This window comes from Sorangium sp. So ce385 (genome assembly GCF_051474135.1).
Lineage (GTDB): Bacteria > Myxococcota_A > Polyangia > Polyangiales > Polyangiaceae > Sorangium > Sorangium cellulosum_D.
Window position 1 is genome coordinate 293,221 of the sequence record NZ_CP150337.1, and the last position, 11,893, is coordinate 305,113.

Here is an 11,893-nt window from a genome sequence, read left to right on the forward strand (position 1 = left end):
GCCCTCGCTGCGCCGCTCAGCCGCTCGCACGGTCGAGCTCCGCGCAGAGCTCGGGCGAGAGCTCCAGGTTCACGGCGCGCAGGTTCTGCTCGAGCTGCTCGAGCGTCCGCGGCCCCACGAGGGGGACGACGCGGGGGGCGCGCTGGTGCATCAGCCACGCGAGCACCAGCTGGTGCGGCAGCACCTCGAGCCGCCGCGCGATCGCGGCGACGGCCGCGAGGCGCGCGTCGCTGTCGCTGCCGGCGTACGGCTGCATGGCCCAGTGGCCCTGCCGCTTCTCGGCGCTGTCGTAGATCCCCTTCAGGATCGGCGAGTACGCGACGAGCGTCAGGTCCGGGTGCTCGCGCAGGTAGTCGAGCTGCTCGTCGTCCACGATCGACGTGTGCTCGAGGCCCTGGCGCCGGCGGAGGTAGCTGTGCTGCTGCTGCAGCGCGACCGGCGCGGGCCAGCCCTCGGCCGCGCAGCGCTGGCGGATGCGCTCGAGGCGCCAGGTGCGCACGTTCGACCAGCCGATGAACCGCGCCTTGCCCGCCTTCACCAGCCGGGCGAGCGCCTCCAGCGTCTCGTCGAGCGGGGTCACCCGATCGTCGACGTGCACGTAGTACAGGTCCACGTAGTCCGTCTGCAGCCGGCGCAGGCTCGCCTCCAGGGCGCGCTCGAGCGTCTCGCGGCCGGCGCCCTCGAAGTCGCGGCGCGCGCTCGGCCAGTCGACCTCGCCGCCGCGCCAGTGCGCGTCGGGGGTCCGCACCATCGCCGCGCCCTTGGTCGCGAGGAACACCTGCCCGCGGTTGCCGCGCTGCGCGAGCCAGCGCCCCAGCACCGCCTCGCTCTCGCCGCCGTGGCTGCCCTGTCGCAAGAACCAGCCGTAGCAGTTGGCGGTGTCCAGGAAATTGCCGCCCCGCTCGACGTAGCGATCGAGCATCTGCCGCGACTCCTCCTCGCCCGTCAGCGTGCCCATCAGCATGCAACCCAGGCTCAGCTGGCTCACCTTCTGGCCCGTGTTTCCCAGCTCGACGACCTTCATCGTGCGCTCTCCTGGCTCGAGGTGCCGCATCGGGACCGCGCCCGGCGCATGCCGTCTCCCGGGCCGCCCGCCTCGAGCCGCGCGGGCGCCACCCGAGGGGCGTAACCTCTCGAGGAACGGACGTAACCCGGGCGATTTCGAGCCGCCGGCCGCGCCGGCGTGCCTGCCGTTCCCCGGCGTGCCTGCCGTTCCCCGGCGTGCCTGCCGTTCCCCGGCGGGGTCGAGGCCTCTCGGGCCAGCGCCGCATCACCCAGGCTCGTCCCTCGCGCTCCAGGGGACAGCGGCTCAGCGCTTCCGCAGGTACTTGCGGATATCGACGGAGACGGCCGCCACGATGATGATGCCCTTGATGATCTGCTGCCAGTAAGGGGACACCCCGAGGATGACGAGGCCGTTGTTGAGCACCTCGAAGATGAGCACTCCGGTGAGGATGCCGCCGACGGTCCCGACGCCGCCCGACGTCGAGACGCCGCCGATGACGCAGGCCGCGATGGCGTCGAGCTCGTACATCAGGCCATAGTTGTTGGTGGCGCCGCCGGTCCTCGCCGCGAGGAGCGCCCCGGCGAGGCCGTAGAGGGCGCCGGCCAGGAGGTACACGAGCAGGAGCGTCTTCGGGACGTCGACCCCGGAGACGACCGCCGCTTCGCGGCTCGAGCCGATGGCATAGATGTTCTTGCCGAGGCGGGTCTGGTTGAGGAGCACCCAGATGAAGAACGTGATCACCGCCGCGATGATGACGAGGTAGGGCAGCGCCCAGTCGCCGCCGAAGCGGATCGCGCCGGTGCCGATGGCGGTGAAGTCGTCCCGTAGGCCGCCGATCGGCTGGGCGCCGAGCGGCGGGCGGTCGACGTAGAGCGACGCGGCGCCATAGGCCATGATCATCGTGCCGAGCGTGGCGATGAACGGCGGCACGTTGAGGAAGGCCACGATCGACCCGTTGATGAGCCCGACCGTGGCGCCGACGCTGACGGCCGCGACGACGCACAGGAGCACCGGCTGGCTGGCGAGGTGCGGGTACATCCGGCTCGCGTAATCGGGCCGCTGCAGCAGCGAGGCGGCGATGCAGGCGGCGAGCCCCACCGTGCGGCCGGCGGAGAGGTCGGTCCCGCGCGTGATCAGGACCCCTCCCTCGCCGAGGGCGATGATCACCCGGACCGAGGAGATGATGAGGACGTTGATGAGGTTGGCCACGCTCAAGAAGCTCGGCCGCATGACGCCGATCACGAGGACCAGGAGGAGGAGGACCAGAGAGATCGCCTGCCGGCTGGCGAACTCTCGAACTGCCCTCATGCGATCTCGGGCGGCGCCGCCGGCGCTGCTGGTTGCCATGACGTGGTCCCTCTGCTTTCGATCGATTCGGTGGCTCACCGGAACTGCGTGGACAGCGCCATGATCTCCTCCTGGGTGGCGCTCTTGCCCTCCAGGATGCCCGTGACCCGCCCCTCGCACATGACCAGGATGCGATCGGACATGCCGAGCACCTCGGGCAGCTCCGAGGAGATCAGGATGATGCTCTTCCCCCGCTTCGCGAGGTCCGCGATGATCGTGTAGATCTCGTATTTGGCGCCGACGTCCACGCCGCGGGTCGGCTCGTCGAGGATGAGGACGTCGGGGCTCGTGAGGAGCCAGCGCGCCAGGATGACCTTCTGCTGGTTGCCGCCGGACAGGTCCTGGATGAAGGCGCGCGTGCTCGGCGTCTTGACCCGCAGCGCCTCCACGAGCCGCCGCACGTCCTGCTCGGCGCGGCCGAGATCGAGCAGGCCGGCCCTGCGCTTGTAGTTCTTCCAGCTCGCCGACAGCGTGTTGTCGGCCACGTGGAGCATCGGAAAGATCCCCGTCGAGCGGCGCTCCTCGGTCAGGAGCGCCATCCCGCGCGCGATGGCCTTGATGGGGCTCCCGATCTGCGCCTCTCTCCCGTCGACGACGACACGACCCTTCGCGACGGCGCGCAGCCCGAACAGCGCCTCCATCACCTCGGTTCGCTGTGCGCCCACGAGGCCGCTCACCCCGAGGATCTCGCCCCGCCGGAGCTCGAAGCTCACGTCCTTGAAGGACCTCGGATCCGCCGAGGTCAGCCCCTCGACCCGCATCACCACCTCGCCGGGGTCGTTCTCGCGCGGCGGGAACCGGTGCGTCATGTCGCGGCCGACCATGCGCTGGATGATGAGATCGGTCGTGAGCTCGGACGACGGGTAGGTCCCGACGAGGCGCCCGTCGCGCATGATCGTGACCTCATCGGAGATGCGAAGGATCTCCTCCATCTTGTGCGAGATGTAGATGATGGCCACCCCCTCGCGCCGGAGCCTGCCGATGATCTCGAAGAGGTGCTCCACCTCGTGCTCGGTGAGCGACGAGGTCGGCTCATCCATGATGATGATCTTCGCGCGCTGCGAGACCGCCTTGGCGATCTCCATCGACTGGAGCTTCGAGACCGGGAGGTCCACGGCCCAGGCGGTCGGGTCGATGTCCATCCGGAGCTCCTGGAAGAGCGCCTGCGTGTCCCGCAGCATCTTCTTGTGATCGACCAGCTTGAGGGGCCCGAACCGGCGGACCGGGTAGCGCCCCAGCCAGAGGTTCTCCATGACGCTCCGGTAGGCGATCGGCTGCAGCTCCTGGTGGATCATGGCGATGCCATGATCGAGCGCGGCGCGCGACGACGGCAGCGATACGGTCTTGCCGGCCAGCGCGATCGTGCCGGAGTCCGGCGTGTACATGCCGAACAGGCACTTCATCAGCGTGGACTTGCCCGCGCCGTTCTCGCCCATGAGGGCGTGGACGGTGCCTGGACGGACCCGCAGGGTCACCGAGTCCAGGGCCTTCACCCCCGGGAACACCTTGGAGATGCCGCTCATCTCGAGGGCGTAATCGGCGCCGGCCATGACGATCTCCTGTGCGCTCGCCCGCCGACGAGCCCCGCCGCGCGGAGCGCGCCCTCCGCCCTCCCACGCGGCGGCGCGCGTCGCGAGCGCGCTCGCGTCACTTGTACTGCTGGTGGTTCTCCTTCGTGACCTTCCGGTAGGGGACCCAGACGTACCTGCCGTCGAGCGGCGCGACGCTGGTCTTGACCTCGCCGCCCGTGGCGAGCGCGAGGGAGATGTCGAAGATCGCCTTGCCCTGGCCCTTGGCGTCGTTGAGGACGGTGCCGAGGAGCGTGCCGCTCGCGATCGCGTCGAGGGCGGGCGGCGTCGCGTCGACGCCGACGACCGGCATGTACTTGCCTCCGGTGAAGTACCCGGCCGCCTTGAGCGCCTCGATCGCGCCGAGGGCCATGTCGTCGTTGTTGGCGAGGACGACCTCGATCTTGTCGCTGTGCGCGGCGAGGAAGGCGGCCATCTTCTCCTGTCCCTTGACGCGCTCCCACATGGCCGTGTCCTCCGCGAGCTTCTCCACCTGGAGCCCGGCGCCGGTGATGGCCTTGATGGAGTACTCCGTGCGGATCGGGGCGTCCTGGTGCCCGGGCTCGCCGGTCAGCATGACGTACTGGATCTTTCCGTCCTTGTTCCGGTCGGCCTCGGGGTGGGCCTTCCAGTAATCGACGACGATCTCGCCCTGCATCGTGCCGGACTGCTCTGCCTCGGCGCCGACGTAATAGGCCTTGTCCCACCTGGCCATGTCTTCTTTGAGGGGCTCGCGGTTGAAGAAGACCACCGGCACGTCCTTGGCCTTGGCCTTGTCGATGATGATCGGCACCGCGGTCCGGTCGACCAGGTTGATGGCCATCACCTTGAAGCCCTGCACGAGGAACTGGTCGACCTGATCGTTCTGGATGGGCTGCTGGTTCTGGCTGTCGACGATGTTCAGCTCCGCCTTGCCCTTGGCGCTCTCCTCGATGGTCCGCCGGATGTACGACATGAAGGTGTTGTCGAACTGGTAGATGGCGACCGCCAGCCTGGGCGTGCCGGAGGCGGGCGCGCCGCTGGTCGATCCGCCTTCCTGACAGCCGGACATCATGACGGCGACGGCGGCCGCCGCGAAACAAAGCGCCCTCATACGGAGATCTCCTTACGCATCAGCCGTCGAATGAGCGAGGCTCGTCGTGGTCTCTCTGGATGACCGTTGGTGAGACCACGAGCGCCGTCGAGCAGCGATCGCTTTCACGACGACCGAGCGACGGAATGGGTGCCTAGACCCGGAGGTCTCGGTGCCCGTGACGACCCACCCACGGTGAAGCAAAAGCACACACTTCGTCCTCATGTTAACGATAACATTTGGGGTGTCAACGCGAATCGACCGGCCCGCGGGTCCCCTCGATCCGGGGGAGGACGAGGCGGGCGGGGCTGCTCCGAAGCGCCGCGTCAGGAGGGGAGGGCGCCCGCCCGCCCGCGGTCGCGGCGGCCGGCCGCCGCTGCGCGCCCGCCGGGGATGGCGGCGTACATCGGTCGATTTGGATTGACGCTCGTCATGTTAACGTTAACATATGGGTCCTGAGCCGCGATCGTGCGGCTGAGCTTGCCCTTACCTGACAGGAGACGTCGCATGTCGATGAGCATGAAGCTGATGGGTGCCGTGTTGATGAGCGTCGGCATTGGCTTTGCGGGGGCCGCGTGGGCCGCGGGCGGGGCGCCGGACCTCCCCGCCTCGGTCGCCGAGGGGAAGGATTTCGGCTGCGGCGCAAAAGGACAGAAGGCCTGTCCGATGCAGGGCTGGATGAAGACGGTGATGCAGTCGGCGACCACGAGCGGCGACGGCGCGAAGATCGCGTCGGCGCTGGACTACGTCGCGTCGAAGCCGCCGCCTGGGATGCCCAAGTGGGTCGCGATCTCGAAGGAAGGCGCGGAGAAGGCCAAGAAGGGCGACATCGACGGCGCCAAGGCGAGCTGCAAGGCCTGCCACGATCTGTACAAGGCGGAGTACAAGGCGAAGCTCCGCGACGCCGCGTTCTGAGGCGCCTCTCTCGGCTCTCCCCCCTCTCCGCTGCTCGCGCCGGGCGCGCCCTCTCCTGGCAGCCTTGGCCGTACCCGCCGGGGCTCGGGCCAGCGCTGGCCCCGAGGAGCTCCGGTCGACGCCGACGACGTTGCGTTTACAGACGCGCCGCTCGCCACTAGCCTGGCGAGCAGTGAGGTGCCCATGTCCACATCAGCCCAAGGTCCGGAGTTCGACGAACAACCCACCCCCGTGCGCTGGGGCGTCCTCGGGGCGAGCAACTTCGCGCTGACGGTCAGCCTCCCCGGCATGAAGCGGGGGCCCCTCACCCAGCTCGCCGCGCTGGCGTCGCGCGACCTCGGCAAGGCGAGCGCCGCCGCGCGGTCGCTCGGGATCCCGAGGGCGTACGGCAGCTACGACGAGCTGCTCGACGATCCGGAGATCGACGCCATCTACAATCCGCTGCCCAACCACCTGCACGTGAAGTGGACGGCGCGCGCGGCCCGCGCCGGCAAGCACGTCCTCTGCGAGAAGCCGATCGCGCTCAGCGCCGAGGACGCCGAGGCGCTGGTCGACGTGCAGCGCGAGACGGGCAAGCGGATCGCCGAAGCGTTCATGATCCGCCATCATCCGCAGTGGCAGCAGGCCAGGGACTGGGTGCGCCGCGGCAAGATCGGCGAGCTGGTCAGCGTCCAGGCGGCGTTCTCGTACTACAACCGCGACGCCACCAATATCCGCAACAAGAAGGCGGTCGGCGGCGGCGCGCTCTACGACATCGGCTGCTACGCGGTGAACACGTCGCGCTTCCTGTTCGGGCGCGAGCCCTTGCGGGCGATGGCGCTCGTCGACCACGACCCTGAGTTCGGCACCGACCGCTTGACCTCGGGCCTGCTCGACTATGGCGGCGCGCACCTGACGTTCACGTGCAGCACGCAGGCGGTGCCCTACCAGCGCGTGAACGCGTTCGGCACCAAGGGCCGCATCGAGCTCGAGATCCCGTTCAACGCCCCCGCCGACCAGCCGTGCAAGGTATGGCTCGATGACGGGTCGACGCTGAACTGCAGCTCGGCCAAGGTCATCTCGTTTCCCGCCGTCGACCAGTACCACCTGCAGAGCGAGGCGTTCTCGCGCGCCATCCGCACGGGCGGCCCCGTCGAGAATGGGATCGAGGTCGCGGTCGGCAACATGCGCGTCATCGACGCGCTCTTCCGCTCCGCCGAGAGCGGGCGCTGGGAGAAGATCTCGCCCGCGGTAGGCCCGGGAGCGAGGCAGCTCAGGCGCTCGCCCTGAGCGCGGCGAGGTCAGGGCTCCCCCGTCCCAGGCGGGAAGGACCCTCACGGACGGCGGCCCTCGCGCGGCCAGGTGCCGTTCTTCACGAAACCTGCACGAATCGCTCCGCCAAGCTCCACGAGCTGCCCATGCCGCCCACCCGTCCTGTGAGCTAGGTTCAAGGCCTCACTCACGCACGGCGGTAAGGCAATGACAGGAACGGTGCAGAGCGGCGGCGGACGGCACGGAAGCCCCTGGAGGATAGCGGTCTGGGGCGTTGCAGCGCTCGTCCTGCTGCTGCCCTTGATCGCGATGCAGTTCACCGAAGAGGTGGCCTGGGATCTGGCGGATTTCGCCATCTTCGGCGCCATGCTGGTCGGCGCTTGCGGCACCTACGAGCTGGCAGCGAGGGTGACGGGCAACAAGGCGTACCGAGCCGCCGTCGCCGTCGCGCTCGCGGCGGCGTTCATCCTTGTCTGGATGAACCTCGCCGTCGGTATCCTAGGCAATGAGGAGAACCCCGCCAATCTGATGTACGGAGGAGTGCTCGCCGTCGGGATCCTCGGGGCGCTCGTCGCGCGCTTCCAGCCGCATGGAATGGATCGCGCGATGATCGCGACGGCGATCGCTCAGGCGCTGGTCGCCGTGATCGCCCTGATCGCCGGATGGGGCTACACCTTGATACTGACAGGGTTCTTCGTCGCGCTGTGGCTCACGTCGGCCCGGCTGTTTCGGAAGGCGGCGCTGGAGCAAGCTCCCGAGGGCGCAGCGCCGTAGGTTGACGCGCGACGTCTGCCTTCGACCCCTGCGAGAGCTTGTCCGTGGGTCTCCGCGAGGCGTCCCAAGCCGCTTGCTGTCGTGTCCGGTTGCGCGGCCACGGTCGGCAGGTCCGGGAGCCAGGGCATTGACCTTGCGGACGCCACGTTCCCATGCTGCATTCTCCCACCTGGCTGGTGGATCCGCGCTCCCGAGGAGCGCTACCCCGCTCAGGTCGATGCCATGATCGTGGAAGCTCACCTGACCCTGCGAGGGCGCCGGTTCTCATTCCTCGACTTCGGCGGGGCCGGGAACTCCATCCTCGCGCTGCACGGTCATTTCGGGCGCGCCCGCATGTTCGCGCCGCTCGCGGCCGCGCTCGGCCGCGGACACCGGCTGGTGGCGCTCGACCAGCGTGGCCACGGGCGCAGCGACCACGGCGGCCCGTTCACCCGCGAGGACTACGTCGAGGACGCCGCCGAGCTCCTGCGCGCGCTCGGCCTCGGTGCGGCCGTGGTGCTGGGCCACTCCATGGGCGGCGTGAACGCCTACCAGCTCGCCGCCCGATACCCCGAGCTCGTCCGCGCGCTGATCATCGAGGACATCGGCGCCGTGGTGCGCGAGCCGGAGGTGCAGCGCCCGGTCCTCGACGTGAGCCGGTGGCCCGTTCACGCCCCGACCCGGGAGGCGCTCGCGGCCGCCATCGAGGCCCAGGGCATCCCGGACGCGAGCTATTTCATGGACAGCGCGACCGAGGACGCCGACGGCTGGCGTCTGCTCTTCGATTACGCCGACATGATGGCCTCGCAAGAGGCCCTGCTCGGGGACTTCTGGGAGGACTGGCTGGCGTCCTCCTGCCCGGCCCTGCTGCTGCACGGCCAGGAGAGCCCGATGCTCTCGGCGTCGATGGCGCGGACGATGGCCGAGCGCAGGCCGCGGACCCAGTGGACGACGTTCCCTGGGTGCGGCCACTGGATCCACGACGACGACCCTGCCGGCTTTGCCGAGGCCATCCGGGAGTTCCTCGCCCGGATCTGACGAGGTGCGCGGCGCGGACGAGCCGCCGCGGTCCCGCCGCCGCGGTCGGCGCGTGCGCGGCGGCGGCGCGTCCTCGCCGTCGCCGGCACGGGCGGCCCGGCGCCGTTCCGCGCGTGGCCGCGGAAATCCTGCTCCGAGCTCGCCCCGAGCGCGTCGCGCGCCAGCCGCTGGAGGCCGAGGCGTCGATGCGCATCGTCGCGCACGAGGACGACGCGCATCTCACGATGCTTCCGGCCGCGACCGTGTGGGGAGAGAGAACATCCATGAACTTCATGTTCATTCACATTGTTTAACAAGATGGCTTTGGAAAACTTAATCATAAAGCCTCGTGCCGCGCGTTGACGACGTCGAGTGCTGGAGCCATATCGTCGAGCGGGCGTGCGGCGCCAGGCGCGATGAGCCATGGCAGCCGATGCCGCTGGCAGGGCGCGACGACCGCACGCTCCGTCACCAACTTGGGCACCAACTTGGGTAGGATCGATGCACAACTTCCAGAGCAGATGGAACATGTGGGGGGCCGCTGCAGCGCTGGCGCTGCTGCCGGCATGCGGCGACGGTTCGAAGGAGCCGATCGACACATCGCAGGCCGCGCTGGAGGGCGCGAACGGGATCAGCGCCGATCGCGTGATGGACTCGCAGTGGGGTCAGGGGTACTGCACGCGTATCATCGTGAGCAACCAGCACCCGAGCGCCACGACGGGGACGTGGAGCGTCGGGCTCGACGTCGGCCCGGGCGCCGTCTTCTCGAGCTGGGACGGCACGTTCAGCGGGAGCACGGGTCAGATCACGGTCACTCCTCTGGGCAACAACGCGGCGATCCCGCCGTCGGGCAACGTCCAGTTCGGCTTCTGCGCCAGCATCCCGAGCCCAGGGATCCAGCCGGTCATCCTGTCGGTGGACAGCGACCTGCCGCCGATGGGCAACGGCGTGGCGATCGCGGAGTACAAGTTCCCGGCTGCGATCGACGCGATGGTGAGCCCTGATTACGCGACGGAGCTCTGGGCGTCCTTCTACCGCCCGGCGAGCCTCGAGGCCGGCCGGCGGTATCCGCTGCTCGTGTTCCTGCATGGAAACCACGCTACGTGCGGCACGGGCGCAAACCCGCGCTTGGACAACAACAACCAGTATGCCGAGACGGGGACGTGCCCGGCGAACTACGTCGTCGTCCCCAACCACCGCGGTTACGACTACATGGCCTCGGACCTGGCGGCGAGGGGCTACTTCGTGGTGTCCATCAACGCGAACCGAGGTATCCATGCTGCCCCGGGCTCGCCCGACGACGAGTTCGCCATCGGGCCGCGCGGGCGCCTGGTGCTCCGTCACCTGGAGCGGCTGAGCCGCTGGCACAGCGGAGCCGAGCCGACTCCCTCGGAGATCGGCGTCGATCTGCTCGATCGCATCGACTTCGATCAGGTGGGCTTCATGGGGCACTCGCGCGGCGGTGAGTCCGTGCGATTCGCGTACAACGAGTACCGCCGGAGCGGCAGCCCTTGGCCTGCGCTGATCGAGAGCCCGGTGAGCATCCGCGGGATCTTCGAGATCGGTCCGACCGATCGGGGCGTGAACGGCCAGCTCCTGAACGCCGACCAGACGGCCTGGAACGTGCTCCTGCCGGCATGCGACTGGGACCAGAGCGATCTGCCCGGCATTCGTCCGTTCGATCGCATGATGAGCATCGCCGAGCCGGCGCCCTTCTTTAAGTCTTTTTACCATGTGTGGGGCGCCAATCACAATTACTACAACAGCGAGTGGCAGCAGGCGGACAGCAACGGCCCCGGATTCACAGGTTGCATCGATCATGAGGAGCTCTTCGATCCGGCCGAGCACGGCTCGCCGGCGCAGCGCGAGACGGGTCGCTTCGCGGCCGTTTCATTCTTCACCGCGAATGTGGGCGCGCAGCGCGACGAGGCCGCCAACGCCTTGTTCGACCCCGCCTTCCCCTTCCCGGATGTTCCCTACCGTGTGAACCGTGGCTATCATCCGGGCGGCGACTCCGCCTACAGCTTGATGCTCGAGGATTTCATCCATCCGACAGGCACGAGCTCCTACGGCCTGCCGAACAGCACCGGCGGCACCATCTCGGTGGAGCACATTATGCTGGCCGGACACGACCCTTCGCACCGGGTCGCCTGGATCCACGGCGTGGTCGCGGGCAGCTCGACGTTCTTCCAGTCGAACTGGTCCGCCGCCGGCACGGGCTTCGATCTCACGGGGTACGACTACCTCGATCTCCGCGCCGACGTCGGCTGGCGCTCCGACCCGATCTCGGCGACGTTCCTCGTGGAGCTCGTGAACGCCGACAATAGCCGGTCGAGCGCCGTCGCCATCGACGAGTTCCTGGAGCTCGATTCACCGCCGCGCGGCGGCACCACGCTGCAGACCGCGCGCATCCCGCTGTCCTCGTTCAGCGGCGCTGCGCTCGGGTCGGTGCGCGGGGTTCGCCTGACCTTCAGCACCCCGCTCAACGGAGACAACCTGTTCATGGCGAACATCCGCGCCACCCGTGCCACCACCGCGAGCGCGGCAGCCTCGGCGCGGCTCGCCCCCGTCGCGTCGAGCGTGGCGCCACGCAGATCCATCGCGCGCGACGCCGGAGCGATCGCCCCCGAGCCGCGACGGATCACGGCCGGCAACGCCATCAAGAGCGTGAGGCGCAGCGGCCCCGACGCGGTCGAGCTCACGCTCACGAGCGCCGAGTTCTTCGATCTCCGCGCCACGAACCTGGTGCTCACCGTCGGCGCCGAGCGAAGCACCCGAGCTCGCCATCCGAACGGTGATCTCCACACCGTTCAGTTCCTGCTCCCGCGCGCGGCCTTCGACCGCCTCGCGGCCCAGGAGCCGGTGAAGGTGGACTACGGGCAAGGCTCCTCCGTGACCTGGGACTTCGGTCACCTCGACAAGACGTCGCTCGCTCCGTGAGTCGACGGCGGCGGGCGCGTATCC

10 protein-coding genes are annotated in these 11,893 nt (G+C 69.0%); 6 read left to right on the forward strand and 4 right to left on the reverse strand.

From position 1 onward, the window contains the following. Positions 1-16 precede the first annotated feature (16 nt). The 4 genes from WME83_RS01090 to WME83_RS01105 all read right to left on the reverse strand — a co-directional run bounded on the left by WME83_RS01090 (position 17) and on the right by WME83_RS01105 (position 5,014). A complete protein-coding gene (locus WME83_RS01090; protein ID WP_437317405.1) occupies positions 17-1,024 on the reverse strand; it encodes an aldo/keto reductase in 1,008 nt (335 codons plus the stop codon). Between the two features lie 285 nt (positions 1,025-1,309). Continuing rightward, entirely contained in the window at positions 1,310-2,314 is a 1,005-nt protein-coding gene (mglC, locus tag WME83_RS01095) for a galactose/methyl galactoside ABC transporter permease MglC (RefSeq protein WP_437317406.1), read from the reverse strand. Between the two features lie 74 nt (positions 2,315-2,388). Further along, on the reverse strand, positions 2,389-3,903 hold the full coding sequence (locus WME83_RS01100; RefSeq protein ID WP_437317407.1) for a sugar ABC transporter ATP-binding protein: 1,515 nt from the start codon (positions 3,901-3,903) through the stop codon (positions 2,389-2,391). Between the two features lie 97 nt (positions 3,904-4,000). Then, entirely contained in the window at positions 4,001-5,014 is a 1,014-nt protein-coding gene (locus WME83_RS01105) for a galactose ABC transporter substrate-binding protein (protein WP_437317408.1), read from the reverse strand. Between the two features lie 486 nt (positions 5,015-5,500). Between WME83_RS01105 and WME83_RS01110 the strand changes: the two genes are divergently transcribed. The 6 genes from WME83_RS01110 (at position 5,501) to WME83_RS01135 (ending at position 11,869) form a co-directional block, all read left to right on the forward strand. Further along, entirely contained in the window at positions 5,501-5,908 is a 408-nt protein-coding gene (locus WME83_RS01110; RefSeq protein WP_437317409.1) for a hypothetical protein, read from the forward strand. Between the two features lie 183 nt (positions 5,909-6,091). After that, the gene (locus WME83_RS01115; RefSeq protein ID WP_437317410.1) at positions 6,092-7,177 is read left to right on the forward strand and encodes a Gfo/Idh/MocA family protein; all 1,086 of its coding nucleotides are present in this window, start codon (positions 6,092-6,094) and stop codon (positions 7,175-7,177) included. A 189-nt stretch (positions 7,178-7,366) separates the two neighbouring features. After that, on the forward strand, positions 7,367-7,933 hold the full coding sequence (locus WME83_RS01120; RefSeq protein ID WP_437317411.1) for a hypothetical protein: 567 nt from the start codon (positions 7,367-7,369) through the stop codon (positions 7,931-7,933). Between the two features lie 222 nt (positions 7,934-8,155). Next, entirely contained in the window at positions 8,156-8,950 is a 795-nt protein-coding gene (locus WME83_RS01125; protein ID WP_437317412.1) for an alpha/beta fold hydrolase, read from the forward strand. A 113-nt stretch (positions 8,951-9,063) separates the two neighbouring features. Beyond that, a complete protein-coding gene (locus WME83_RS01130) occupies positions 9,064-9,243 on the forward strand; it encodes a hypothetical protein (RefSeq protein WP_437317413.1) in 180 nt (59 codons plus the stop codon). A 187-nt stretch (positions 9,244-9,430) separates the two neighbouring features. Next, a complete protein-coding gene (locus WME83_RS01135; RefSeq protein WP_437317414.1) occupies positions 9,431-11,869 on the forward strand; it encodes a cellulose binding domain-containing protein in 2,439 nt (812 codons plus the stop codon). Positions 11,870-11,893 lie beyond the last annotated feature (24 nt).

What these genes read in the sequence shown, in the direction of transcription:
- WME83_RS01090 (WP_437317405.1), bottom strand. Translation starts at nt 1,024, where the DNA reads ATGAAGGTCGTCGAGCTGGGAAACACGGGCCAGAAGGTGAGCCAGCTG.
- mglC (WP_437317406.1), bottom strand. Translation starts at nt 2,314, where the DNA reads ATGAGGGCAGTTCGAGAGTTCGCCAGCCGGCAGGCGATCTCTCTGGTC.
- WME83_RS01100 (WP_437317407.1), bottom strand. Translation starts at nt 3,903, where the DNA reads ATGGCCGGCGCCGATTACGCCCTCGAGATGAGCGGCATCTCCAAGGTG.
- WME83_RS01105 (WP_437317408.1), bottom strand. Translation starts at nt 5,014, where the DNA reads ATGAGGGCGCTTTGTTTCGCGGCGGCCGCCGTCGCCGTCATGATGTCC.
- WME83_RS01110 (WP_437317409.1), top strand. Translation starts at nt 5,501, where the DNA reads ATGTCGATGAGCATGAAGCTGATGGGTGCCGTGTTGATGAGCGTCGGC.
- WME83_RS01115 (WP_437317410.1), top strand. Translation starts at nt 6,092, where the DNA reads ATGTCCACATCAGCCCAAGGTCCGGAGTTCGACGAACAACCCACCCCC.
- WME83_RS01120 (WP_437317411.1), top strand. Translation starts at nt 7,367, where the DNA reads ATGACAGGAACGGTGCAGAGCGGCGGCGGACGGCACGGAAGCCCCTGG.
- WME83_RS01125 (WP_437317412.1), top strand. Translation starts at nt 8,156, where the DNA reads ATGATCGTGGAAGCTCACCTGACCCTGCGAGGGCGCCGGTTCTCATTC.
- WME83_RS01135 (WP_437317414.1), top strand. Translation starts at nt 9,431, where the DNA reads ATGCACAACTTCCAGAGCAGATGGAACATGTGGGGGGCCGCTGCAGCG.